Origin of the sequence: Thalassotalea euphylliae (assembly GCF_003390375.1) — a bacterium.
GTDB classification, from domain to species: Bacteria; Pseudomonadota; Gammaproteobacteria; order Enterobacterales; family Alteromonadaceae; genus Thalassotalea_F; species Thalassotalea_F euphylliae_A.
Genome location: NZ_QUOT01000001.1, coordinates 470,870 through 497,536 on the forward strand (window position 1 = coordinate 470,870; position 26,667 = coordinate 497,536).

Here is a 26,667-nt window from a genome sequence, read left to right on the forward strand (position 1 = left end):
TACGTAGCTTACTGCTTAGTTTATGAAAAGCTTTCTAGAACTGATAGTCCAGTGTAACGCCATAAACTCTTGGCTCACCTAGCTGATAATATTGCTTAGCTTGATAGCCATCGCGTGGATCATTGCCAAAGAAGAAACCACGAGTTTTGTAATTTTCATCTGTGATATTACGCGCCCAAATTTTGACTTGCCAGTCAGTCAGCTCATAAGTTAAGGACGCATTAAGAGTCTCATAGCCGTCTGATTGCTCGTTATGACTGTCTGAGAAATAAAAATCGTCTTTGGCAATAATATTAACGTTAAATGTCACTTGATCATTAATAAACGCATTTACGCCCAATGTCGCTTGGTAATTCGGTGCATGAGCTTGATCGCGGCCAGTTAAATCAACGCCTTCCTGATTGACAAAATCGCGAAGTTCAGTGTCTAAATAGCCAAGCGCACCATAAACTTCTACACTTTCAGTTACTTGCCAGCTAGCATCAAGTTCAACCCCTTGGTTTTTCCCTTCTGCAGCGTTACCTAAATAGCTAATGAACTCTGCACTACCGTCAGGTCTAACGTCTGTGCGACTACTGTTGACCTGCATATCAGTGCGATCCATGTAAAACGCAGTCACGCGAACATAACCCGAGTTGTCGTCAAAGCTGTATTTGTAACCTAATTCGTAGTTCCATAAATACTCTGGATCAAATTCTCGAAGGTCAGCAGGCAAACTGCCATCGGTATTAACACCACCGGCTTTATAACCGCGGTTGATTGAAGCAAAAACTAATGCTTGCTCCGTTTGCTGATAAGACAAGACTAATTTACCGCCTACCATAGTATCGTCTGGGCTAAATGTTAAACCGTCAGTGTTATCGTAATCGGCACTGCGCTCTTCTACACGTAAGCCTGAGGTTAACGTCAGCTTTTCCGTTAATTGGCTATCTAGCTGAACATAAGCAGCAATCGTATCGGTATCGAAGTTTGACCCAAAATCGCCATCAGCAAAGGTGTATTCTCGCAGCAACTCTTCTGATTCTGTTTTAGCGTATAATCCAGCAACCCATGCCGTTGTACCATTAAACAATTTACTTTGGTTGTTTGAAACGGCTCTTAATTCAAACGTTGAACTCGTTTTTTCACGGAAATAATGGTCAGTTGAGCTGTATTCGAATGGATGCAAGCCAACAAAGCTCCAGTCTTCGTCATAACCGTAGTCAATATCACTGTCAGCATGAGTCACTATGGTAACAAGCTCACCAAAGTCAAAACCTGAATAATGAGATTTAGCACTTAATGCATAAGTTTCTTGGCGATCAAAACCCGGTTGGTCTGAGCGTGTTTGACGATTGTTATCGAGCGAGAAAGCATCGTAACCATTGTCAAAATCAAAGTAATACAAGCCCAAATCGAGGTGGTGGTCGTCGCTAATCGTGATGGCAAGTTTACCCCGAGCAGTAAGCTCGTCACGATCATTGGTATCATCACGGTTTAAGTGAATATTATCGATAAAACCATCACTGTGGTATTTTTCTAATGCAAAGCGATAGTTAACGCTATCGTTTGCAGGGCCAGACAAAGCAAGACCAGCACCATAGCTACCGTAATTACCCGCAGTGAGTTTAGCTGCGCCTTCAAAATCATTACTTGGTGCATTGGTGGTGATGTTGATTAAACCAGCTAATGCATTAGCGCCAAAGCGCGTGCCTTGTGGCCCACGAAAAACTTCAGTTTGGTTAACATCAAATAATGAAGCAATGCTGCCAACGCCAGTAAAGTCGATATCATCAATAATAATACCAACCGATGGGTTAATTGGCTCACGGAATTGGCTGCGTTCGCCAATGCCACGAATTTGGTAATAACGCGCTCGCTGGGTGCCAGCCGAAAAGTTTACGTTAGGCGCAATAGAGATCACTTCCTCTAAGTTTTGTGCGTTCAAATTAGCAATGTCTTGTGCCGATAACACACTTAGTGAAGCAGGAATTTTTTGTAAGTTAGTGTCGCGAAAATCCGAAGTAACGGTAATCACTTCGACTTCTTCTAGCGAAGTCGTGTTGTTATTTTCGGCATAAACAACAGAAGAAAAAATAGCACTGGTAATGGCAGCGGCAAGAATTGATTGTCTTGTTTTCATTATACTCTCGTTCGATTTCTCTAAAATCGGCGTTTTGTTATAGGAAATTGAGTAAAAACCAAAACAGACGCAGATATCGTTAGAGCGACAGCATAATGCTTAGGAGCCAAGCGGCGGAGAATGCAGATATGATGTGCTAACCATCCCTACGCCAGTATTAACCGGATCAGGTAATAAGGGTTCTGCACTTTCAACACAATGTAAACAAAACAATGTGAGAAGCCAGCAATCTCAGCAGGTATACATTACTAAAAGTAATTTCGATATACCCGCACCCCTTGGTTTTCGCGGCATATTATCAAGTATTAACGAAAAGTATACAAACTATTTCAAATAGCTTATGCGTAAATACTCATCCTTTTATTGATCTTTTTTTACAGCAGCTTTTTTACAAAGTAAAAATCAATCAACCTTTAGCCGAATGAATATTTAGTTCGATGGTGTTGGTATAAGGTAGCTACACGCTTACCATAGGCCCCATGGGTTGACCGCCTAATAAATGCATATGGATATGGTAAACCTCTTGGCCGCCATGTTTATTGCAATTCATGATCAGCCGATAGCCATCTTCAGCAATGCCTTCTTGCTCGGCGAGTTTCTTAGCTACAGTAAATAAACGACCAAGCGCCAATTCGTCATTTTCAGTGACATCATTGACCGTTGGAATTAATTTATTGGGAATGATCAGTATGTGTGATTTGGCTCTAGGTGAAATATCACGAAAAGCCGTAACTAACTCATCTTGATAAAGTAATTCGGTTGGGATCTCTTGGCGAATAATTTTAGAGAAAATGGTTTCTTGCCAGTCAGTATTGTCCATTTTATATCCTTTTTTCATCATAACATTTAAAGGTAATGATGCTAAACCAGTACCTTTAAACACAACGATGGATTAATTGGCAGTGGAGAGCTGCCCAGCGTCTTTACTAAATTTTAACGCGCTTTTTAGATCTTCCACCAGCAAATAATTAACGGGTACTAAAACTAAGGTGATCAAGGTAGCAAATATAATCCCGAATCCTAGCGATACCGCCATTGGAATTAGGAATTGAGCTTGCGTCGCTTTTTCAAATAATAGCGGCATCAAGCCAATAAAGGTGGTTAGTGACGTAAGCATTACTGGGCGAAAACGTGCTGCTCCAGCAATTAACACAGACTCCATTAGCTTTGCCCCTTCTGCTCGTTTTTTATTAACAAAATCAACGAGTACCAAGGAGTCATTCACAACCACACCAATGAGCGCCATTAATCCCAACAGACTCATAATGGTCAAGTTCATGCCCATGATCCAATGGCCAATCACTGCACCAATAGCGCCAAATGGTATAACCGACATGACAATAATTGGCTGCAGGTACGATTTAAACGGAATCGCTAATAAACAATAGATAATAAAGAACACAAAAATTAAGCCGTAAAACAGACTGCCAAACGAGTCTTTCTGCTCACGCGCTTCCCCTTCCAGTGAATAGCTTACCCCAGGGTACTTAACGACAAGTTCATCCAAGAAAGGTTTTAAATCTGCATTAAGTACCGTCATGTTAGTGCTTTCTTTTTCAACATCGGCTGTAACATTAACGGTTCGGTAGCGATCAATGCGGCTAATGGTTGACGGACTTTTACCAGCGTTAAATGTGGCAACGTGAGACAGTGGCACATTGCCACCTTGTGGTGTTGATATTTGCATTTCGGCGAGATTCGCTATCGCTGAACGCTCTGCTAGTGGAAAGCGCAGCATCACACGCACATCATCTCGGCCCCGTTGAATACGTTGAATTTGCACGCCAAAAAAGGCGTTACGTACTTGCTGAGTGACACTGCTGACCGACAAGCCCATGGCGTGACCTTGTTCCGTTAATTCGATTTGTATCTCTTCTTTACCATTGGATAAGCTATCGGCAATTTCAAACACTGTCGGATAAGTTGCCAAGCGCCCTTTAACTTCTTCAGCGACTGTTTTTAACAAACCAAGATCGGTAGCAGATAGCTGAACATCAATGGGATCACCGCCGCGCCCGATTTCTGCGCGAAAAGTTAAACTTTCAGCGCCAGGTAATGCCCCTATTAGTCCGCGCCATTCATTGACGAGTTGGCGAATAGTAACACCTGACTCATTCTTATCTGCTGGCAAAATTTCAAATCGAACGCGACCAATATTAGTATTATTACCGCCAGTAATGGCAAGCACATTGGTGATCACGCTATTGCCTTCTTCATCGCGATACTTTTCTTGCAATTCAATAGCCGCATTCGCCATTTTCTCAACATAACCATCAATGACGTCAAAGCTGGTGCCAATTGGCATAACTAAATTAGCACGTGCTGTTTCACTAGGAATACGCGGAAAAAACGTAAACTTAGTCCAGCCACTGGTAATAAAAGACAAGATCAAAATCAAGACGCCGATAAAGCCCATTAAGGTGGTTAAACGGTTGCGCACTGCAAGCGCTAATATCGGCTGATAATATTGAATAATGGCTTGCTCAAAACCATCAGCGAATTTCTGTTGTAGTGCCTGTAATTTAGACGTGTTTTCTTTTTCGTGTCGTAGCTTCAAATGACGTAAATGGGAAGGTAAAACGAATTTAGATTCAATCAGAGAAAATAGTAAAACAGGAATCACCACAATCGGAATTTGCGCGAATAAAGCACCACGGGTGCCTTCAATAAAGGCCAGCGGCAGAAATGCAGCTATTGTGGTTAAAATGCCGAAGGTCACTGGCGTTGCCACCTCTTCCGTGCCTTTAATCGCTGCCTGCAAGCCTGATTCGGCAAACTGGCTATGACGATAAATATTTTCGCCAGTGACAATGGCATCATCAACAACGATGCCCAACACTAAAATGAAGCCAAATAAGCTCATGATATTTAGCGAAATATCGAAAAACGGCATAAACACAAAGGCGCCCATAAAGCTGACGGGAATACCAATAAACACCCAAAATGCGATGCTTGGACGCAAGAACAAGGTTAATAACAGCAGCACTAAGAAGCCGCCCTGCAAGGCATTGCTAATTAGCGTGTTTAAGCGGCTTTTAACAATTTCTGAGTCATCATCCCAATAGCTTAGGGTAAAGCCAGCAGGCAAGATATCTTGCTGTTGTTCGATGTAACCTTTGACCGCATCAGCGACTTCAATCGCGTTTTGCTGACCAATACGGTAAACCTCAATTAACGCCGCTTGCTGGCCGTTAAAGCGCGCTCGCATTGGCGTTTCTTCAAAGCCATCATTCACGTTGGCGATATCACCCAGCTTAACAATCGTGCCATCAGGATTTGTTTTCACGACAATACTTTCAAATTCATCTTGGCGATAAGCTTGGCCTTTGCTGCGCACCAGTACATCACCACCTTCGGTTTTAATGTTACCGGCAGATAAATCAACAGAGCTATTACTGATAGCACTCGCCACAGCATTAAGTGATAAGTTAAACTCGCGTAGCTTGTCTTGTGATAAATGAATGCCAATTTCATAGTTTCGCACAGCATCAAGTGAAAGCTGGGTTACTTCAGGCAGCCTAAGTAGATCATCACGTACTTTTTCCGCAAACTCTCTAAGCTCTTTTTCGCTATAGTTTGAGGCTATGGTGACGGCAATAACTTCACGCTGACGTTGACGAAGCGCAATTACCGGCTTTTCCGCGTCAGCCGGAAAGGTATTTACTGCATCGACTCGACTTTTAATATCTGCCAATAATTCACGGGCATCATAGCCAGATTCTGCTTCGATATTAATTGTTGCCGCGCCTTCAACCGAGCTACTGGTGATCTTTTTGATCCCTTCAAGATCTTGCACTGCCTCTTCCACTTTAATCGCCACACCCAGCTCAACATCTTCTGGTGAAGCGCCGCGTAAGCTGATATTGACGGAGACAACATCAGAATCGAATGAGGGAAAGACTTCGAGCGGAATACGCAGATTCATTGACATCAAGCCCACCATTAAAATGGTGATCATCAATAAATTTGCTGCAACATGATTACGGGCGAACCAAGCGATCATAATGCTGGCTCCTTATTCGTCCGCGCGTTTTGCGACACTTGCGCTTTATCAGCATTAAGGTTTTTAACTTGTCGCTGTTTTTGCTGACGAGTTGCTTGACTAGAGGCACTAGCGACTTTGTTATTGATTAGGTTAAGACCATCTTTAGCCACTACAGCAACAGGTGTTCCTGAATTTACCTGTCCTAAAGGCGTTAGTACTAATAAGTCGCCTTCCGTAAGCCCTTGTTCCCCTTCCGTAAGCTCCTGTTCCAGCAGTGCAAATTCATTATTTTGCCATGCAATATTGATTGCCTGCCTTTTTAACAAACCGTCTTTAACCACAAACACATAGCTGCCCTGGTAAATGGCTTTATTTGGGATCTTAATGACCTCGCTCAGCGATTTACCTTCGATATCAGCTCGTACATATTGGCCAATTTTAAGCGGCAAGCCATTGGTAGACGCCACACCGTAAGGGTCATCAATTTGCGCAACAACAAAGAGTTGCTGGGAATTTTGATCAAACGCGCCCTCAGTTCTAATCACTCGTCCTTGCCACTGCTGTTCATTCACGAGTTCTGAATATATTGTGACACTCGGTAGTTGAACTTTTACTTCGGTTTCAAAGCGAGTGCGCTCTGGCAGGTTCATATAGGGCAGATCATTGTTTTTAATTGGCAATCGGACTTCTACATAGTCAACTGCGAATATTTCGGCAAGCTGAGTGTTCGCTGACACAACTTGCCCGAGATCTGCAGCTTTATTGAGAATTCGTCCCGTATACGGTGCTTTAATCTCAGTGCGTTCTAATGACAATTGTGCCTTTGCTAGTTGCGCCTCTGCCGAATACACAGCAGCTTCGGCTGCAAGTAACTGTGGTTTTCGTAACACTAGCTCAGAGGCTTGCTCACTGTTTCCTAACCGCTGCCAATCCTGCTTCGCTTGCTCTGCACGTGCTAATTCCTCTGTTAAGGCTTGCTTAGCACTATATAAATTAGCTTTGGCGATATTAATATCTGCAAGGTAATCTCTGTCGTCTAACTTAACCAGCACTTCACCTTGTTCAAAAAAACCACCTTCACGAAAATTGTCACTAATTGCGGTGATCTCACCAGCAACTTGCGGCATTAATATGCTTTGTGTTCTCGGTTGTACCGTGCCATAACTGCTAATTTTTAGCGTTAGTTTTTCATTGTTAATGGTTTGCACGGCAACGTTAAGTTGTGGCGCAGCACTCGGTTTACCGCGTTTGGCTTGCGGCGGATTACTTGCCACAAAATTAGCCGCAATAATAAAGGTTGCCAATACAAGGATTGGCACACCAAATCGGGTTATTTTTTTATTGAACGTCATGATGTTTTTCTACACGGTTAGAGTCTGAAGTCACCTGCTGAGTTTCTGCTAGCGTGCTCGATGCGAATGCTATCGCGCCGTCATTATTTTTAGATAAGTTACCGTCAGCAAGCATAGCGCCTATGTTTTTACCGCCAATACTGGTTAGCATAGCAATGCGGTTTTGAATAATTTGATGGGTGATTTCTACCAAGTTGGTTTGTGCGTCAAATGCTCTGCGCTGAGCTTCAAGCACAGTTGTGTAATTCACCAAGCCTTTTAAATACTGATCAAAAGACAAGTCTTCCGCTGCAATGGCATTATCCTTCGCTTGCTGAATATGGCTAAGTTGCTTGGTTAATGCTGAGTGCTTGCTAATTTGGTTTTCGATATCAGCAAACTTGCCGTACACCTGATCTAAATAGGCTTGCTCTTGCGCTTTAACTTGCAAACGCGCTTGTTGCTCAAGCGATTTCAGTCGACCCGCATTAAACAAAGGTGCTGTGATTGCACCACTGATGGACCAAGCGAGCGGGTTTCCTGAAAGTAGATTTCCCAGCTCGTCACTACTATCTCCGCCTGATGCCGTCAATCTAATTGATGGAAAACGCTGCTTATGGGCAACGGCAACACCCGCATCAGCTGCGAGCAAAGACAACCAGCTTGATTGCAACTCAAAGTTATTGGTTAACACGCTAGCAGGTAATTCACTCAACGATTGTTTGGCAAATGTTGGCAATTCGAAGCGTGTATTTTTAACCAAATGTCCTTTGGGGTAACTAGCAACTAATAATTCCAGTTCTCGTTGACGCTCCAATACCACTTGCTGCTGAGCATCAACGCGCGCTTGTTCACTGTTAACTTCATTTTGTGCAAGGTAAACATCAAGCGCATCAGTTAAACCAAGTTTATAAGAAGCATTAATAATATCGAGGTTATTTAATAAGTTAGCAGCACGGCCTTGGTACAAGTTAACCAGCGTTTGGGCTTGTGCCAAGGCATACCATGAAGATACGATTTGCGAGATAAGATCATTTTTTCTTTGGTTAAAATCGAGTTTTGCCGCTGAATATTCAAGCTGCGTTTGCCGCTGCTCCGCTGACAATTTGCCCCATATGTCTAGCTCGTAACTTAGCTGTAAACTTAGGTCGGCGCTATTGGAAAAACTTGCTTGTTCAGCACTAACCGATTTTCGTCGGCTTTGATTGATGGCAAGTGATAGTTCGGGAAAATCGTTCGCATCTGCAATATTTAACTGTTCTTTCGTAACTAACAAATTTTGGTAGCTAGCCTTTAGCTGATAGTTGTTAGCTAAGCCAGCGCGAATAAGTTTATTGAGTAATTCACTATTGACAATTGACTGCCATTCACCCGCTACACCTTGATTCGAGGTTAGCTCCCCGCCATCCAATTGTCTGTCTGATGCTGGTTCCGCTACTCTATGTATATCTGTTTGTGGTTGAGCGGCTTGTGTTTGCCACTGCTCTGGTAATGGCAGTTTTTTTGCCAATTCTGATATCGCTGACTGAGAAGCACAACCTGTTGCCAGTAATATCAGCCCAGTGCACACAATTCTATTGGATACTTTGGTGATTGCGCGTGCCGTCGGTCGATATGTCGGAATTGAGCAAGGTTTAGAACTCGATTTCTTCACACATTATTCCTAATTTTGTAGTACTCGCCAAAATGATGGTCGATTAACGACTGTCATAGTAATTGTGAGCTGTAGAGAACAAAATTAGATTTACGATACTTTACAATCGTAAGTTTATGAAAGTTGAAACTTTGAGGAGCTAGCCAAACAACTTGCCTAGGTATCAATACGCAACTGATACCATTAAAAACATTTGACCAGTAAAGAGCATTGACGAAATAAGGTTTAGAAAATCAAAAGTTATAAATTAACTAAATGCTGAACTCACAACGCGTGATTTTTGTGGTGGCCAGACACCAGTACCTGTCATAGAAAGGTGACTAACACTTTGTTTTAACACTTTGTCACCAACATGTGCTGAAGTTTGCGGGCGGCTAATTAAATATCCTTGAATATAAACAATACCTAAAGATTTGAGCAGTTCTAATTGTTCGATATCCTCAATACCTTCGGCAACGACTTTTAAATCTAGTTGCTTAGAGAGATCGGCTATTGATTGGATAATTTTATTGTACTTGGTATTTTTTGTTGCTTGGCTAACAAATAATTTATCGATTTTTAGCACATCGACTGGCAAATTAGCCAATAACGATAACGAACTAAAGCCTGTGCCAAAATCATCTATAGCAATAATAATCCCCTCGTTGCGCAACTTGTTAAGCTCATCAACAGTATTATCAGACAAATCGATAAATGAGGATTCGGTAATTTCAAGCATCAACGAACTTGGTGGCAGGCCAATTTTATTCAAACTTGCCATTACCCATTGGTACAAAGAACGATGTTTAAGCTGCACACCCGATAAATTTACCGAAATGCGAGTTTTAGACATACCCGCATTATACCAAGCGGCCATTTGTCGGCAGGCTTCATCTAATATCCAATCGCCCAGTTTTAAGATTAAGTTAGAGTCTTCTGCAATTGGTATAAATTCGCTTGGTGCAATGCTACCTTCAGCTGGGTGGTGCCAACGAACCAATGCCTCAAAATAACTAATGGCACTGCCATCTACATTAATTATCGGTTGAAATGAAAGTGTAAAACTATTGGTATCAAGTGCGACACGCATTTCTTCCAGTAAATAATGGTATCGCCTCATGTTACTGCCCATTTCTGGAGAGTAGATGCGATAAATACCACGCCCTTCTTTTTTCGCACGGTACATAGCAACATCTGCCATTTGAACCAATGCCTCGGGAGAATTAGCACTGTCTGGATAGATAGCAATACCAATGCTTGCACTGATCTTGATCTCTTTATTACCAAGCACGAAGTCTTTTTCTATTTCTTTTAGTACATTCTTGGCAATTTCAATCATTCGTGAAGACTCAGATAAGTCCTCCACAAACAAGGTAAATTCATCACCACCTAAACGGGCAAGGCTGTATTCAAGACCTGAATTGTCGTTACATTCATAAGACAACTTTTCAGTGCGTACAATGGTTAATAAACGCTCTGCGACTTGAATAAGTACTTCGTCACCGAAGGAGTGACCAAATGAATCATTAACTTGCTTAAAGCCGTCTAAATCTATAAACAGCAAACCGCTTTTTTTAGTTTCCTGCCCATTCTCCCCCAATCTTTCCGTTATATGCTCTAAAAAGCGATGGCGATTCACTAAACCAGTTAAGCGATCGCGATGAGCATTATTAATTGAACGGGCGTGATATTCATTCGCAAACGACGACAAGCCATCCAAGGCCATGTTGATACGAGTAAGAGATGATTGGCCTTCGTCAGGTTTTAATTCCTTACCAAAGACATCTGCAGTTTGCTCAGCTTTACTAACTAAAGCTGCCATTTTGACATTTAAGCGAGTGCGATGATATTTCCCCGACATCATAAACATGATGGCAGCGACAGCGATAAGGGCAGTTAGCGGAAGAACAATATCAACAAAGGTTTTAAACAATACAGGTCTTAAGGCGATTGTTTTTCGTTGCCCTGTTTCATCAGTAAAACTGATCGCCAAAGTATTATCTATTTTGGTGATATTACTGAGTAGCAAGGCATCTGTGTAGACTTGCTCTAAGGTAGAAAGCGGTTGTACGCTTTGTTGTTTGAGTTCAATACTTGGGAACTTGTTAGGTTGCTCTAGCTCTTTCGATAAACTAGACACAAATAACACATAAGACATAATGCTGATCATTATCAGCGTTGTCATAAAAGTATTAAAAAGTTTTACTGCCAGCTTTTTCAAAAACTAAACCTGTTTAATGCTTCCAGCACTTATTCTTTTCTAGCAACCAATCGATTCATTCGACTGCACGTCATATATAGACGTCTGAAAAAGTACTAACGTAAAATTACATATTAGCTACATATTGCATTCAAACTACATAAAAGTGAATAGCAATTTATAAACAATTGCGGAATTAAGGTAACTTTATTTCACACTTGTTAACACTTTGTTAAATATGGATTACATATTAACCGCTAAGGGTTAACCAATAGAATAACTACTCAAATGAGCTTTCGAAGGGGCTATCGTTTCAGGGCTTAACAAGTGTGAATTATTCGATGAATGTAGTCGTAGCGAGGACAAACTGGTAACAACGGTTTTTAACGCAATACTTGAAAAAATTAAGATAAGAAATGAATACAGAGAATTATATAGTGAATATTGTCTGTGTATTTTTATAAGAGTTTATTGGGAATTTGGAGCGGCTGACGAGGCTCGAACTCGTGACATCCACCTTGGCAAGGTGGTGCTCTACCAACTGAGCTACAGCCGCAATATGAAGAAAAACTTTTAACTATCCACTTATCATAGTGAAATGGTACCCAGGGCCGGACTTGAACCGGCACGCTCTTACAAGCGAGGGATTTTAAATCCCTTGTGTCTACCAATTCCACCACCCGGGCATTATGGAGGCGGGTCCCGGAGTCGAACCGAGGTCCACGGATTTGCAATCCGCTGCATAGCCACTCTGCCAACCCGCCATATCACTACGACTGGGTAGTATTCCTTGAAGTTATCTCTTAACAAGAAAGAGAATTTGGAGCGGCTGACGAGGCTCGAACTCGTGACATCCACCTTGGCAAGGTGGTGCTCTACCAACTGAGCTACAGCCGCTTCCTGACGCTGACTCCCTGTCAACTGGTGGTGCATTCTACATTGATATTAATGGGAGTCAACAATTAAATATCAAAAACATTTCAAGTGATTAAAAAGCGTTTAATGTGATGTTTTTTTAGCTTTTTCGCGACAAAAACAAGCATTTATTCCGCTTTTAAATCAGGCCATGCGGCTTTGAAATAACTCACCATAGTTGAGACCGTTAAGACAGTTGCTATGAAATAGAACAAATAAGCAGCACCCATTAAAATTTCATGTGGGAAATTAAATACAATCAACGGAATATCATAATCTGGTTGCCAAATTAACCCCATAATCCCGAGCATTTGTGCAGCCGTTTTATATTTACCTAACGTTGACACCGCTACGGTGTCTCGTTTGCCTTTAGATGACATCAGTTCTCGTAAGGCACTAATAAAGATTTCGCGGGCGATCATTATCATCGCCGGAACCGATATCCACCACACGGCATAGTCTTCAGCAATCATAATAAGTGCAGAAGCGACCATGAGTTTGTCAGCGACAGGATCTATAAAGGCACCAAATGCCGAAGATTGATTAAGCTTTCTGGCTAGGTAGCCGTCTAATGCATCACTAACCGCTGCTAACCAGAAAATGGCAAACGCACCGAAATGATTCCATGAGACGGGTAAATAGAAAACAATGATAAATACAGGAATTAATACAATTCGAAATAAGGTAATTTGGTTAGGAATGGTCCACATAGATACTTCACAAAGCTATTCTTATCGTTGCTACCGCTACTATATAGAAGACAATCAAACATCATCTCTATGGCAACGGCAGTTTGTGAAGCTATTCTACACAGTTATTAAACTAATTGTCATGCAGCGCATCATATATATTTTGCGCGAGGGTTTGGCTGATGCCTGGCACTTTCTCTAAGGTTTTAACATCGGCATTTTTTACTTCCTGCAAACCACCAAGGTATTTAAGCAGAGCTTGACGCTTCTTAGCGCCGATACCTGGAATAGATTCAAGCGAAGACGTTTTCGCGTGCTTTTGTCGCTTAGCGCGATGACCCGTTATCGCAAACCGGTGCGACTCATCGCGAATGTGTTGTACTAAATGCAACGCTGGAGACGTGGCTGGCAATGAAATAAGTTGGTGGCTACCTGCGAGAATAAGCGTTTCTAAGCCTGGCTTACGCGACTCCCCTTTTGCTACCCCAACTAACAGCGGTATTTTAGTGAGTGACAACGTGGCGAAAAACTCTTCCGCTTTAGCCAACTGCCCTTTACCACCGTCGATAAAGACAATATCGGGTAATTTATCTTCGTCAGTGACTTTGCCATAGCGCTTGTTTAGCGCGAATGCCATGGCGGCATAATCATCACCCGGCGTTATCCCTTTAACATTGTATCGGCGATAATCGCTTTTCAACGGTCCTTCGGTATTAAACACCACACAAGAAGCAACCGTTTGTTGCCCCATGGTATGGCTGATATCAAAACACTCTAACCGCTCTATTTGCTGGTCTAATTCAAACACTTCGTTTAATTGTTCAAAGCGTTTATGCATTGATTCTTTTTCACTATTGCGAGTGATCAGTGCTTGTTCAGCATTCGTTGCAGCAAGCTTTAAATACTGTTTTCGCTCTTGGCGCACATTGCTCGAAATTTTAACTTCGTATTCCGACTGTTCTGACAACAAGGCTGACAGTTCGCTGGCACTTTCAATTTTATAGTCGATCACAATTTCTTTAGGAATTGCCCCTTGAAATGCTTCATTGACTAAATAATGTTGACCAATAAACGCAGCGATAATTTCTTCGTCGGTATCTTCCGCCATCAATGTTGGATAGTAACTTTTACTGCCGAGAATTTTGTGATCGCGAACAAATAACACATGCAGACACACTTGCGCCCCTTTACGGTACAAGCCTATGACGTCCATTTCTGCAGCAACGCCACTAACAAATTGCTGTTGCTGAACTTTGCGAAGCGTCGCTATTTGATCGCGATAACGTGCCGCCTGCTCAAATTCAAGTGCTATACTCGCTTCTTCCATACGGCCAACGAGTGTGTCAATCACCTGCGAGCTTTTACCACGAAGGAATAACTTGGCAAGGCTAACTTGCTGCTGATAGTCGGGCTCTGAAATTTTATCCACGCAAGGTGCGGAACATCGACCTAATTGATACTGCAAACAGGGGCGTGTTCTGGCGCGATAATAGCTGTCTTCACATTGTCGAATGGGAAAAATTTTTTGCATTAAGCGCAGCGACTCCCAAACAGCACCAGGGCTTGGGAACGGGCCAAAGTACTCGCCCTTTTGTCTTTTTACACCGCGATGCATACCAAGCTTTGGGTGTTTATGGCTAGTGATCAGTAAGTACGGATACGACTTATCATCACGCAACAGAATATTGTATTTAGGCTGGTACTTTTTAATGTAGTTATTTTCAAGAATTAACGCTTCACCCTCGGTATGGGTGATGGTCACGTCAATCGCCAGTATTTGCCGCACTAAGGCTTTGGTTTTGACACTGGCAACGTCTTTACGAAAATAACTGGCGAGGCGTTTTTTAAGATTTTTGGCTTTACCCACATAAATAACCTCTTGCTCAAGGTTATACATGCGATAAACACCAGCCTTTTCCGTTACTGTTTTGAGAAACGACTGGTGATCAAAAGTTTGTGCGGTTGGTGAACTTTGTTTGGAAAGTTCAGGTGATTCTGTTTGTTCAGGCAAGGCCGACTCTAGAATTTTTCTGTTTTTAACATGCCGTGGCGAATTGCCAAATGGGTAAGTTCAACGTCATTACTCACGTTAAGCTTATCAAACATCCGATAACGATAACTATTGATCGTTTTAGTACTTAGTACCAGTTGCTCAGAAATATCTGGCACTTTTTCGCCACGCGTGATCATCCACATAATCTGTAACTCACGCTCGGATAGCGCGTTAAATGGATTCTCTTCTGTAGATTTGAATTGATTGAGCGCCATTTGTTGAGCAATTTCTGGCGTTATATAGCGTTGTCCACTGTTAACCGCGCGGATAGCATTAACCATTTCATCTGGCCCTGCGCCCTTGGTTAAATAGCCAGCGGCGCCAATTTGCATCACTTTTGTCGGGAAAGGGTCTTCGCTATGAATAGTTAAGACGATAACTTTAACATCAGGTGCATAACGAATGATTTTTTTGGTAGCTTCTAGGCCACCAATGCCCGGCATATTCATGTCCATCAAGACAACATCAGGTTGCTGTTCCTTCCGACAGAACTGCACAGCCTCTTCACCGGTTTCAGCTTCGCTGATGACTTTAATTCCTTTAACTTCGTCAAGTATCTTGCGTATCCCTGTACGGACTAATTCATGATCGTCAACTAAAAGAACGTTAATCAAGAGCATCTACCTTTGTTTTGTTATACATTGTTATCCCTGAGTTTTTTATTGTGTTTTTAATTGCTATTGCATTATTCGCCGGAGCATTGTTGTTAGTATTTTGCTCTACGAACATATTCAGAGATAGATCAAAACTATATAGTGAATTACCTATTATGACAATTAATTAATTCCATAAAACGCTTATAAATTAGGCGTATAAACACCATTTGACTAAAGCTTATTCTTTGTTAACCAATTATTTAGTAATCCTATTTGACCATTTTTATAAGCCGCGTAAGTTAGCCTAACCGCATTGCTTAAAATAACAGAATCAGACCAGTTGGTTTGTTCTTGTATTAGCTCATAACATTCCAACGCTTCTTTCGATAGATAGCCGCGCATTTCCTTTTTACCATTTTCTTTTTGACGTTCGCGATAACGCCGCTGTTTTTCTGCATTGCTTAACGCCATGTCATCTCCTTGTCATTAAGCTCAATTAATATACGCCATTGATGGTTACGCATAACCATCAAAATTGCAACAAAATAACTGCTCCGAGTTGTTTAGTGTACAAGTGTTCGCTAAAGTAGCTACTCTAAATTACAGCAATGATTAATGAACAGAAAAAATATGGAACAAAAAAACGCGTTCACCAAAGAAGACTTAGTGTTGGCCGGTACCACCGACTTTTTTGGTGAAGGTAACAGTAAATTGCCCGCTGACAACATGCTGATGATGGACCGTATCAATCTTATTACCGAAGAAGGTGGTGAGTTTGGTAAGGGTGAAATCATTGCCGAACTTGATATTAATCCCGACCTTTGGTTTTTTGATTGCCACTTCAAAGGTGATCCGGTTATGCCAGGCTGTTTAGGTCTAGATGCTATGTGGCAACTTGTAGGCTTTTACTTAGCATGGGCAGGCGGTCCAGGACGTGGCCGTGCATTAGGTGTTGGCGAAGTTAAATTTACGGGCCAAATATTACCTACGGCGAAAAAAGTAACTTATAACATTCAGCTGAAACGAGTGATCAAGCGTAAGCTGTTTATGGGTATTGCTGACGGCACCGTTTCTGTGGATGGCAAAGTAATCTATACCGCTACTGATCTAAAAGTAGGTTTATTTACCGACACATCAAGCTTTTAATTCAAAGCTTGATGTTAAATATTTGAACAGACAAAACACAAAAGCCCGACGACAAGTCGGGCTTTTGCTTTTCTACTGTTTGTATTTTCAATTGTGTTGTTTTCTACTTAAATAAACCTTGCTGTTTATCGGCAATGGCCTCTCGCCAACCACCTAGCCACTCAGATTTTGCTTCACTGTTTTGATATGGACACATTTCTTTAGAACGCCCTGCGACGCCTGCTTGGTAACCTTTAGAGTGTGCTCTATCGTGACGATCACGTTTTTGCCTCTTCATCATCGACAAGTTCTCCTTATTATCTTTTCGCTCTTTTTTTGTTGAACATTTTTCAAACGCCCTATTAACGAATAGAAGACAGTAAACGTTATTTCAACAAAGAACTTAGTGATCACAACCAAGAGATTGATATAACAAATTAAATAATTGGCTCAACCAAGCTCTGCAAACAATCATTTACCAGCATGAATTGCCAAGATTGGCTACATTAGAAAGGTGGAAAAGATAACCTTACATTTGATCAGGCACGCGAAATCGAGTTGGGATAACCCTGTGCTCGCGGATATTGAGCGGCCACTAAATCAAAGAGGCAAGCGAAGTTGTCGCGTAATAGCACCCAAAATTGTTGAGTTAGGTTGTGACTTTCAACAGGTAATTGCAAGCAACGCGATACGCGCACAACAAACTATTGAAGGAATCGCCAACAGTCTTCCGAATATTCAATTGCAGTGGCACACAAAAACACAGCTATACACGTTCAACGCATCTGCCCTACTGGCCTATTTACAAAGTTTAGAGCTTCACAGCAGTAACCTTGTCGTTATAGGCCACAACCCTGCTCTAACTGACCTGTGCAACTATTTAACGGGTAGCGACATAGACAACATACCGACAGCTGGCTATGCGCAACTAACATCTATTGGCCCTATTTCCTGGCAAGATTTAACGCGAAATAGCTTTGCATTGTGTCATTTTATTAAACCAAAGGACTTTAAAACCAACTGAGCTACACATAAAAACGAACGCATAAAAGAGAAACGCACAAAAGAGGAACACACATGAAACTTGGCGCATTTTCAATCAGCTTAAATGTTAAAGACATTAAGCGCTCTTATGAGTTTTATCAAAAATTAGGCTTTATTCAATTTGGCGGTGATATAAAGCAAAAATGGTTAATTTTACAAAACGAAGATAAGCATATTATTGGCTTGTTCGAAGGAATGTTAGATAACAACACACTCACTTTTAATCCAGGCTGGGATCAAAGCGCACAACCGTTAACGAGCTTTGACGATGTACGAAAAATCCAAGCTCATTTATTAGCCGATGGCGTGAATTTTGTGACGCAAGCTGACAGCAATAGCGAAGGACCTGCAAGTTTTGTGGTGTTAGACCCAGATGGCAACCCCATTCTTGTCGACCAACATCGATAAAGCTAGCAACTAGTATTAATCCAAATAACGGGTCACTGTTTCAAACGATTTTCGTGGCTTACTTGGCAGTACTTTGCTCTCAGTGCCGACATATAAATAGCCAACAATGTCTTGTTCTGAAGGCACATTTAGCGACTGCTTTACGATTTCACAATGCGCCATATCGCCAGTGCGCCACATCGCTTGATAACCCAATGCTACCGCGGCCATTTGCATAGCGTAAACGGCGCAGCCTGCGGTAATTAACTGCTCCTCCTTGGGTACCTTCGGATGTTCTTGGTAATTAGTCGCGACAACAATCATCATTGGCGAGCGAAATGGCATTTTTTCCGCTTTAGTCACTTTAAATTCATCACCACTGTTGACCTGTGCTGATTGTTTGAACGCTTGTGCCAGTGAAGCGCGGGCTTCTTCTTTAACAACGATAATGTTAAATGGCGTTAAACCACCGTGATCAGGCACTGACATTGCGGCTTGCAGCATTTGTTCAAGCTCATGTTCGTTTGGCGCAGGTAAGGTTAAGTTTGGGTTTGATTGGCGTTGAAGTAGAAAATCGATCACTAGCGTACTTTTATCTATGTTGTAGTCCTTTCATTGTAATGAATATAAAAATAATAAAAACCCGCACTTAGTGCGGGTTTATAAAAAGAGCTAATTTCTACACTATTTACTGTTAATCAGCAGACAAAAATCGTGCACGAACGAAGTGATCGGCACTCGTAAAGCGACCGGCACCAATAAAGAATAGCGCAAGTAGCATGATGAAATAAGTTACCGCAAACTCAATACCATTGTTTAGCACAACAATATTACCGTTTTCATACAACCAGTTGGTGTTGCCATTATCATCTAAAATATCGCGCATTTTATTTAAGCGTACTGACGTTTCTTCTGAATTTTCCAAGCTCGCTTTTGCACTGTCAAAGCCTAACCAAGCAACCATTTTTGCTGGGCTTGTATCTGGGTTTGTCGGCGTGATAGCGAACCAACCATTGTCAGCGTGCACACTTGTTGCGGCAACAACCATAGTGAACATCAGCGGAATTGAGATTAAGCGCGTGAATAAACCAATAATCAACAACCAACCACCTAAAAATTCAGTCCATGCTGCCAAATTTGCCAACAGTGTTGGGAATGGTAAACCTAAGCCCCATTCGGTGTTTCCAAACCAATTCACAATGTTTGGATCCGCTGCCAGCGATGCTAAACCGGTAACATCTGGGTTGCCAAGTTGTAATTTAGAATAACCAGCAATGATGAATACAGGAGCTAGATATAAACGAATTAACAGCGCTGGAATGCCGTCAAGTTTTGAGAGCTGTTGAGTAAAACTTTGATATAAAGAAGGTAAGTTCATAAGTTCACTTTTGTTGTGTTAAATAATATAGTTGGACTAGACCGTAGAAAACCCAAAATAATTCTCCTACGTATTTGTTAGCTAATACCAATTGAAATAAAGAATTAATCGTTCAGCGAGAATTAAAAGGCTTAGAGGCAAGGCATTGTTTGCAAAGAATGGTTATTCCCTTGTTAAGATCAATAACGCCGCATATAAGCCTTTTAAACTCGCCCCTTGGGAGCGTATCAGCGGCACGATAACTGCGCCAAATTTATTCGATGTAGAACGACTATATCTACACAAATTTTGCTTATTCTCGCACCGCTGATAACGCTCTGAATCGTCTAATTCATTAATTCAATTGGTATAAAGATAATAAATTTTACAAAATTTACTACTGCAAGTTAATAAATTATGTAGCATTAGTACCATGACGGTAACTTCTCAATCCGATGTAATGGAAAATATGAATGAATAGTAATCCTGGCCTTATTAGACGAATTTTTTCAGCAAGTTGGCGTGTTGTCGACACAAGTCGCAAACTTGTAGTAAACCTAATTTTTCTCGCGATCATTATCGCTATCATTGGCATTATTAGCAGTGACGATACGCAAGTCACCGTCCCAGAAAATTCAGCACTCGTGCTGAATTTGCGTGGTGATTTGGTAGAGCAAAAAGTGGCTATCGATCCAATGGATGCATTATTTAACGAAGCTTTAGGTCAAAAAGAAGAAAGACCCGAATTGTTAGTGAGCAATGTACTTTCTGCTATTGAGCATGCAAAAAATGATGACCGCATCAAGCTTTTAGTACTTAAACTAGATCAACTTGGTCGCGGTGGATTAAGTAAGTTACAAGATATCGGTCAAGCATTAAATGACTTCAAAGGTGCCGACAAACACGTGATTGCTCTTGGCGATTCATATTCACAAGGACAATATTATCTCGCTAGCTACGCCGACGAGATATGGTTAGATCCAAAAGGCTATTTACTGCTCGATGGTTTTGGTCGCTATCAACTTTATTTTAAATCAGCGTTAGAAAAGCTCGCCATCAGCCCGCATATTTTCCGAGTAGGCACCTACAAGTCAGCGGTTGAACCATACATTCGAGACGATATGTCTGAGGAAGCGAAAGCCGCCAATCAGTTATGGTTAAACGACCTATGGCAAGAATATAAAAAAGATGTAGCTAAAGAGCGCGGTTTTGAAACAACTAATTTCGACGAAAACATTGAATCTTTGTTAACTAAATTTAGCGAGGCTAATGGCAGTTTTGCTGAATACGCGAAACAAAATCAGTGGGTAGATTCACTAAAAACTCGCGATGAAATGGTTAACGATTTAATGTCTCGTGTTGGCAAAAACGCCAGTGGTGAATACTTTAAGCACATCAACTATAAGTCTTACCTTAAGGCGATTAAACCTCCGTTCCCGTTAGATACAAACGGTAGTGATAAAGTTGCTGTTGTCGTTGCAAAAGGCACGATTTTAAATGGTAACCAATCACCTGGTACCATTGGTGGTGATAGCACAGCTAAACTATTAAAACGCGCCCGTTTTGACAAGCAAGTAAAGGCTGTTGTACTGCGTGTTGATAGCCCAGGCGGCAGTGCTTATGCATCAGAAATTATTCGCCAAGAAGTAGAACTGTTAAAGCAGGCGGGTAAGCCTGTTGTCGCCTCTATGGGTAGTGTTGCGGCATCTGGTGGTTACTGGATTTCAGCATCTGCAGATAAAATTGTCGCGTCACCAACCACGATTACAGGTTCAATTGGTATTTTTGGCATGTTTATGACGTTAGAAAATACGCTTGGCAAACTTGGTATTCACACCGACGGCGTTGGTACTACTGATATTGCTGGTTTTGGTGTAACCCGCCCACTTTCTAAAGGTATGTCGAAGTTATTTCAATTAAGCATTAATCGCGGTTACGAAGACTTCATTTCGCTAGTGGCAGAAAACCGAGCGATGACCAAGCAGCAAGTAGATAAAGTTGCACAAGGTAGAGTGTGGTCAGGCATTAAGGCGCAAGAGCTTGGCTTAGTTGACGAGCTAGGCTCGCTAGACGAAGCTGTTAATATTGCAGCAGATTTAGCTAAGCTTGATGACTATGAACAAGTGTTAATTGAGCGCGAATTGAGCCCTCAAGATTTGTTCTGGCAAAACCTAGTGGACAGCAGCGCATTCGTTGCTGAAAAAATAGGTTATGAATATCAATCGTCTTCACCAATTGCCCATATGGGACAAGCTCGCCAAATCGTGCAGAAAGTTATCGACGAGGTTAAACAACTCGAACAATTTAACGACCCACAAGGCATATACTCATTTTGTTTGACTTGTGAGGTAAATTAATTCTTAATGCCCCGATTATTCGGGGCTTTTTTTTACTTAACCTCAGGTTTGGATAAGAAATAGCAAATAAACAATAAATTTATACATTTAAATTTACCGTTACCTTCTAACGAGAAATTTTTTCTGAGATCAAGGCGAGTTTGCGCGTCAATAGCTGGTCTATTGCAAGTAAATTCAACGCTGATACCAGGAAAAATAGCCGCTAGAAGCGCATTAGTTATCCTGAGCTGAGGTTAATGATCATGAAGAAAAACATTTATGTCGCCTACACAGGCGGTACTATCGGCATGAAGCAAAGTGATCAAGGGTACATCCCCGTTAAAGGTCACTTAACCGATGCTATCAATCGCACGCCTGATTTTCATCGAACAGAAATGCCAGACTTTGTCATCAATGAATATGAGCCGTTAATTGACTCATCAAATATGACCCCAAAAGACTGGCAACGTATTGCTGATGATATCTACCAACATTACGACGACTTTGACGCCTTTGTCGTGCTGCACGGCACAGACACTATGGCGTATACTGCCTCTGCCCTGTCATTTATGTTTCAGCACCTCAGTAAGCCCATTATTGTGACGGGGTCGCAGATCCCTTTTAGTCAATTACGTTCCGACGGACAAGAGAACTTACTGAATTCTTTATTTATTGCCGCTAACTATCCAATCAATGAAGTGGGTTTGTATTTTAATAACAAGCTATTTCGCGGTAATCGAAGCATTAAAGCCTATGCTGATGGTTTTAACGCCTTTGATTCACCAAACATGGAACCACTACTTGAAGCCGGTATAGATATTAAAATAAAGGCTGGAAGGCTTGCCGATGAAACAACTCTGGCCGATACAACAACGAAAGAAGCGCGACAAGCGCTTAAACTCGTGCCAATTACGCCACAACCTGTTGGCGTAGTGCATTTGTATCCAGGCATTAGTCACGAGCTAATTAGCAACGTATTACAACAGCCGGTTAAAGCCTTAATTTTAAGAAGTTATGGTGTGGGTAATGCCCCACAAGATGAACAGTTACTGCGCGTACTTAAACAAGCGACAGAGAAAGGGATTTTAATTCTAAACCTTAGCCAGTGTGTCAAAGGCAAGGTAAATATGGGTGGTTATGCAACAGGCTCAAGTTTAAGCCAATGTGGCCTAATTAGTGGCGCAGATATGACATTGGAAGCTGCCTTAACCAAGCTACACTTCTTGTTAAGTCAAAACCTGCCTTATGAAACACTGTGTCAACTTATGCAAGAAAACCTGCGAGGAGAGCTATCACTTTGATAGTGATAGCCACCAACGCATCTTATTTTTACTTCAACATAAGCCCAAGCCTAAACCTAAACGACTAGCAGAAAATTCTTTTTGCTCGATCTATTAACAGCAAGTCTTCTGCCGTTAACTGTCCATCATTTAGCCAAGACCAAAGCTTATCTTCAGCCGACGTTAATTCACCAGAGTTCATTTTTTGTTGCATGAGCTCAACTTGAATTGTTCTGCGCTGCGCTTGGTCTTGTGCTGGTGATTCAACGCCAGCAATAATCTCTAACGTAATGGTTAGCGCTAAGCGATTTTCAGCGTTCTGCTCAGATAAATGGTCAAGCACTTTACGCTTGCTTGCTTTAGACAAGCTTTCATACGCTGCTGTATCTTCACAAGCTTGACGGGTAAGACTTTCTTGCGCAATTTGCTCAAACAAAGCAAAAACCTGTTGCCAGTCCTTTTTACTGCTTTGTGCCAACAACAACTCAAGTTTGCTTTGGCATTGGCTGACAAACTGACTCACTTGGCCTAGCGCCGTTTTATTGGGGTGTGACTCCCCAAGAAGTTGCTGTTTCAACTGCTGTGCCTCGCTTTGCAAGGCTTTTATGTTACTAGGCGTTGTGGTTTCTGCTGTTAGCTTAGCATTAAGCGCTTCAAGCGTAGCTTTTACTGAAGACAATTGCTCGGCACTTTCTTGCTTGTGTTTTGACTGCACTTGTTGTCGCTGACCAAATATTTGATCATTTATGGCGCGAAACTGTTGCCATAAACGGTTTTCTTTCTTCGCACCAGCGTATCCAACTGTCTTCCATTGTTCTTGCAGTCGTTTAACACGGTTAACCGCATCAAAAACAGCTTGTTCGTCGTCCATATGACTAGCGAGTGATTGTGCCTCATCAATTAGCGCCTGTTTGGCTTTTTCATTGTCGTCGTGATAATGATTAATCGCCATACGCACAGGCTTAGAGAGCGTTTGATATTCTTGGTTGATGTTGCGATAAACTTTGCGATCGACATCTCCGGCATTTCGCCACTGTTGATTTAACTTGTTAAAGCTCGATTCTATCGTCTTAAAATCAATATCCTTGCTAGATAGCTGTTCAGTAAGCAACTTCAGATGTTCAATCAGCTCTTTTCGTGTCGCTAAATGTGCATCGCGAATTTTTTCTTGTTCCGCATAAAACAAACGACAAGGAGCAAAGGCCTGCTCGCAAGCTTGGTTAAATGCTTGGTTGAGTTCACGATCAACTTCTTCATCGGCGTGACCTAACGTATTCCACGTTTTTCTATACCATTTAACTTTGTCAGCTTGCTCATTCGGATTATCGAGCGGAGTCTCAGCAAGCGCTTTAATTTCTTGCAGTAACTCTTTCTTACGTGGCGTGGCAATGTAGTGCTCCCAGTCACTTAACTCTGCCATTTTCTCTGACAAATGCTCAAAATCACGATGTAGTTTACGTTGAAGCTCTTCCGTCAACTCGTTATAGGCGCGTTTGAATTTGTTAAATACACCAAATGCCGCATTGTATTTGCCCGACGCTAACAAACGTTTCAAGTCAGACACTTTACGCTGGGTTTGGCGCAGCAACTGTTCTTGCTCTTTTTCAAGTGGTGCCAACGCTGCTAACCAAGCTGTTTTCACTTCTTTGTGCGCTGCAATAATTGATTCAGGCAATACGCCACTGGCTTGGCGCATATTTTCTTGCCAATCTCTAAGCCAAGATTTGAAGATACCTTGCTTGTCAGATAATTCTGATTGGCTTACTGGTGGCGTTTGCTGCGACATTCTGGCAATTAACTGCGTAGCATTAGCCACAGAAGCGGCAATTTCATTCACTTTGGAAAGCTTGTTGGCCAGCTCTTGTGATTGTACCAACAACGATTTTACCGCTTGTTCACTAAGCACCGACGCTTTTACTAGGCGTTCAAATTCTGCAATATCATTCAGCAATTGCTGCTCGTCAAGACTAGCATTTTCAAAAATAGCTTCACTTATTGCTTGTGTTGTTGACGATAAAAATTGCTCAAAATCTTGCTGTTGGTCTTGTTGCTGTTGGGCAACTTTGGCTGCTATTTGTGCTTGTTGGTACTGCTCTGCTTTAGCAATGAAAACCTTATCCAATGTAGCGTTAATCGTTACGTATTTTTCATTGAACGTTTGCGCACTTTCTTCTGAGAGTAGCTGAAATTGTTCGCTTAGCACTTGCCATTCTTTTTCTAACTCAGCGCGCTTTGATAAAACCACACCATAGTCAGTCACATCTTTTAATGCTAATAGCTTAGACAAGTTCAATTGAGCATCTTTGGTAATTTTTATCGGTGCCTGTTCAGCTTCTTTTAGCGCCGTAATTTTATTGTTTAACAGCGTTGATGCCGACTCAAGGTTAACCTTCTTGGCAAGCTTTTCTAGCGAATCAATGTCACTATTGTTATCAATAATATATTGCCATAGCGCTAGTTGATTCTTTTGCTGAGCGATACTCACCAGCAAGTGAGGCTTATCAAGCTTGCTAAACAATGCCAGAATAAGGTCAATCGAATTGGTTTGGTTTAAAACCTGCTCAGCTAACGCTTTATTTAGCTGCTCGCCAAACTCTATACGCTTTTCAATGCTTAATTGGGTGTCGTCACTGGCGATGTGTTCAACAATTTTTTGCTCAGCAACTCGGCGAATTGAGCTGGCACTGTCGTTAGTTAGCGCTTGTTGCCAAAGCGAATAATCATTCAATTTTAACAGCGCAGCACGTCGCACAAGCGCACTCTCGTCTTCACTGGCAAGCTGACGAATAATTTGCTCATCTTGTGCTTCGTTTAATTGTAATTCTTGCTCGATGCAGCTAACCCGAACGCTTGGGTCTTGGTGCTGCCAATTCGCTTTTGAAGCGAATAACTTTGAAAAGATCATAGATCCGTAAACCTAGCAATATTGTTCTGTTCAGGGGGTGTTGAAGATTGCTCTTGGCTATTACTAAATTCAGCCTTCAACTCACGTTTGCTTTTACTGACAATTTCACCATTTTCACCAACAGTGAGCATTTCTTTTGATTTAAGTACGCGTGCCTGATACGCCATTACAATCTGCATGGCAGTATCGCGCTGTGCTTGATCGACGTTGGTGCCTTCCGGCCACTTTCCCGTTTCTGCGGCACACTTGAAACGTTCAAACATATCCTCAGAAAGATTATCTACAACTTGAATGATATCCATTTATTTTAATTTTCTTTTCACTAATAAAATTCTAACGCGAGTAACGATATACAGAATGAAACCGATCACTGTGCTACTCATGGCGGTAACATACTGCCAGCTACCTGGCTGAGCGTTTTGCCAAAATAAAAACAAAAAACCGCCACAAAATAGCAACATGGCGATAAAAGAATGCGTCATTAAAGATTGTTGCTGCTTAATGCGTTTTTCACGCTCAAAACTGGCGAGTTTTTCTTGGTCTACGCCCTTAAGCGGAACGCCACAATGGCTACAAGATTCACTTTTATCAGATATTTTTTTACGGCAAGACGGGCAATTGATAACAGCCATATAGCTTCCTGTTTTTCTAAATACCTCGGTATTTTAACCAAAAAAAACGCCCTTGCGGGCGTTTTTTCTTGGATTAT

At 41.7% G+C, this 26,667-nt stretch carries 21 protein-coding genes, 4 tRNA genes and 1 riboswitch; of the genes, 5 read left to right on the forward strand and 20 right to left on the reverse strand.

The features are described 5' to 3' along the window. Window positions 1-34: 34 nt before the first annotated feature. From DXX94_RS02135 to DXX94_RS02200, 14 genes are all read right to left on the reverse strand, one after another. Window positions 35-2,122 carry a TonB-dependent receptor gene (locus DXX94_RS02135; RefSeq protein ID WP_116013577.1) on the reverse strand — a complete coding sequence of 696 codons (2,088 nt, stop codon included), beginning with the start codon at window positions 2,120-2,122 and terminating at the stop codon, window positions 35-37. A gap of 126 nt (window positions 2,123-2,248) precedes the next feature. Then, window positions 2,249-2,411: riboswitch (TPP riboswitch) on the reverse strand. A gap of 168 nt (window positions 2,412-2,579) precedes the next feature. Beyond that, the gene (gene hinT, locus DXX94_RS02140; protein ID WP_116013578.1) at window positions 2,580-2,942 is read right to left on the reverse strand and encodes a purine nucleoside phosphoramidase; all 363 of its coding nucleotides are present in this window, start codon (window positions 2,940-2,942) and stop codon (window positions 2,580-2,582) included. Window positions 2,943-3,014: 72 nt separating this feature from the next. Then, on the reverse strand, window positions 3,015-6,125 hold the full coding sequence (locus tag DXX94_RS02145; RefSeq protein ID WP_116013580.1) for an efflux RND transporter permease subunit: 3,111 nt from the start codon (window positions 6,123-6,125) through the stop codon (window positions 3,015-3,017). After that, window positions 6,122-7,459, reverse strand: a complete 1,338-nt coding sequence (locus DXX94_RS02150; RefSeq protein ID WP_116013581.1) for an efflux RND transporter periplasmic adaptor subunit — start codon at window positions 7,457-7,459, stop codon at window positions 6,122-6,124. The genes DXX94_RS02145 and DXX94_RS02150 overlap by 4 nt, the downstream gene beginning before the upstream one ends. Further along, window positions 7,446-9,092 carry a TolC family protein gene (locus DXX94_RS02155; RefSeq protein ID WP_116013583.1) on the reverse strand — a complete coding sequence of 549 codons (1,647 nt, stop codon included), beginning with the start codon at window positions 9,090-9,092 and terminating at the stop codon, window positions 7,446-7,448. The genes DXX94_RS02150 and DXX94_RS02155 overlap by 14 nt, the downstream gene beginning before the upstream one ends. Before the next feature lie 247 nt (window positions 9,093-9,339). Further along, window positions 9,340-11,211 carry a putative bifunctional diguanylate cyclase/phosphodiesterase gene (locus DXX94_RS02160; RefSeq protein ID WP_258872076.1) on the reverse strand — a complete coding sequence of 624 codons (1,872 nt, stop codon included), beginning with the start codon at window positions 11,209-11,211 and terminating at the stop codon, window positions 9,340-9,342. Window positions 11,212-11,751: 540 nt separating this feature from the next. After that, window positions 11,752-11,827: transfer RNA gene (locus DXX94_RS02165), tRNA-Gly, on the reverse strand. Window positions 11,828-11,870: 43 nt separating this feature from the next. Continuing rightward, window positions 11,871-11,957, reverse strand: a tRNA-Leu gene (locus DXX94_RS02170). 4 nt (window positions 11,958-11,961) lie between these two features. Continuing rightward, window positions 11,962-12,035 (reverse strand) — tRNA-Cys (locus tag DXX94_RS02175). Window positions 12,036-12,092: 57 nt separating this feature from the next. Beyond that, window positions 12,093-12,168 (reverse strand) — tRNA-Gly (locus DXX94_RS02180). A gap of 146 nt (window positions 12,169-12,314) precedes the next feature. Further along, window positions 12,315-12,896: a CDP-diacylglycerol--glycerol-3-phosphate 3-phosphatidyltransferase gene (gene pgsA / locus DXX94_RS02185; RefSeq protein ID WP_116000330.1), complete on the reverse strand. Its 582-nt coding sequence runs from the start codon at window positions 12,894-12,896 to the stop codon at window positions 12,315-12,317. Between the two features lie 112 nt (window positions 12,897-13,008). Next, window positions 13,009-14,886, reverse strand: a complete 1,878-nt coding sequence (gene uvrC, locus DXX94_RS02190; RefSeq protein WP_116013584.1) for an excinuclease ABC subunit UvrC — start codon at window positions 14,884-14,886, stop codon at window positions 13,009-13,011. 8 nt (window positions 14,887-14,894) lie between these two features. Continuing rightward, a complete protein-coding gene (uvrY, locus tag DXX94_RS02195) occupies window positions 14,895-15,542 on the reverse strand; it encodes a UvrY/SirA/GacA family response regulator transcription factor (RefSeq protein ID WP_116002376.1) in 648 nt (215 codons plus the stop codon). Window positions 15,543-15,755: 213 nt separating this feature from the next. Beyond that, a complete protein-coding gene (locus tag DXX94_RS02200) occupies window positions 15,756-15,995 on the reverse strand; it encodes a hypothetical protein (protein WP_116000332.1) in 240 nt (79 codons plus the stop codon). Between the two features lie 159 nt (window positions 15,996-16,154). On the opposite strand from DXX94_RS02200, the gene fabA reads away from it, so the two are divergent. Next, entirely contained in the window at window positions 16,155-16,670 is a 516-nt protein-coding gene (gene fabA / locus DXX94_RS02205; protein ID WP_116018235.1) for a bifunctional 3-hydroxydecanoyl-ACP dehydratase/trans-2-decenoyl-ACP isomerase, read from the forward strand. Window positions 16,671-16,773: 103 nt separating this feature from the next. Here fabA and rmf read toward each other — a convergent pair whose 3' ends face one another. After that, a complete protein-coding gene (rmf, locus tag DXX94_RS02210; protein WP_116002378.1) occupies window positions 16,774-16,947 on the reverse strand; it encodes a ribosome modulation factor in 174 nt (57 codons plus the stop codon). 216 nt (window positions 16,948-17,163) lie between these two features. On the opposite strand from rmf, the gene DXX94_RS02215 reads away from it, so the two are divergent. Together DXX94_RS02215 and DXX94_RS02220 are read left to right on the forward strand one after the other, a co-directional pair. Then, complete coding sequence (locus tag DXX94_RS02215; RefSeq protein ID WP_181901464.1) at window positions 17,164-17,673, forward strand: SixA phosphatase family protein; 510 nt, start codon at window positions 17,164-17,166, stop codon at window positions 17,671-17,673. Between the two features lie 53 nt (window positions 17,674-17,726). Further along, complete coding sequence (locus DXX94_RS02220; RefSeq protein ID WP_116013588.1) at window positions 17,727-18,101, forward strand: VOC family protein; 375 nt, start codon at window positions 17,727-17,729, stop codon at window positions 18,099-18,101. A 15-nt stretch (window positions 18,102-18,116) separates the two neighbouring features. On the opposite strand, the gene DXX94_RS02225 is transcribed toward DXX94_RS02220, so the two are convergent. Together DXX94_RS02225 and DXX94_RS02230 are read right to left on the reverse strand one after the other, a co-directional pair. Beyond that, a complete protein-coding gene (locus DXX94_RS02225) occupies window positions 18,117-18,662 on the reverse strand; it encodes a nitroreductase family protein (protein WP_116013589.1) in 546 nt (181 codons plus the stop codon). 112 nt (window positions 18,663-18,774) lie between these two features. Beyond that, the gene (locus DXX94_RS02230; protein WP_116013591.1) at window positions 18,775-19,458 is read right to left on the reverse strand and encodes an HvfX family Cu-binding RiPP maturation protein; all 684 of its coding nucleotides are present in this window, start codon (window positions 19,456-19,458) and stop codon (window positions 18,775-18,777) included. 452 nt (window positions 19,459-19,910) lie between these two features. Between DXX94_RS02230 and sppA the strand changes: the two genes are divergently transcribed. Together sppA and ansA are read left to right on the forward strand one after the other, a co-directional pair. Beyond that, window positions 19,911-21,794, forward strand: a complete 1,884-nt coding sequence (sppA, locus tag DXX94_RS02235; protein WP_116013592.1) for a signal peptide peptidase SppA — start codon at window positions 19,911-19,913, stop codon at window positions 21,792-21,794. Between the two features lie 239 nt (window positions 21,795-22,033). Beyond that, window positions 22,034-23,074, forward strand: coding sequence for an asparaginase (gene ansA / locus DXX94_RS02240; RefSeq protein WP_116018237.1), 1,041 nt, complete (start codon window positions 22,034-22,036; stop codon window positions 23,072-23,074). 64 nt (window positions 23,075-23,138) lie between these two features. Here ansA and DXX94_RS02245 read toward each other — a convergent pair whose 3' ends face one another. Genes DXX94_RS02245 through DXX94_RS02255 form a run of 3 tightly spaced genes read right to left on the reverse strand, consistent with a single transcriptional unit; the run spans window position 23,139 to window position 26,590 of the window. Then, on the reverse strand, window positions 23,139-25,958 hold the full coding sequence (locus DXX94_RS02245; protein WP_116013594.1) for a DUF349 domain-containing protein: 2,820 nt from the start codon (window positions 25,956-25,958) through the stop codon (window positions 23,139-23,141). After that, window positions 25,955-26,260 carry a YeaC family protein gene (locus DXX94_RS02250; protein ID WP_116013595.1) on the reverse strand — a complete coding sequence of 102 codons (306 nt, stop codon included), beginning with the start codon at window positions 26,258-26,260 and terminating at the stop codon, window positions 25,955-25,957. Before DXX94_RS02250 ends, DXX94_RS02245 begins: the two co-directional genes overlap by 4 nt. Beyond that, window positions 26,261-26,590: a zinc ribbon domain-containing protein gene (locus DXX94_RS02255; protein ID WP_116000340.1), complete on the reverse strand. Its 330-nt coding sequence runs from the start codon at window positions 26,588-26,590 to the stop codon at window positions 26,261-26,263. Window positions 26,591-26,667: the final 77 nt, after the last annotated feature.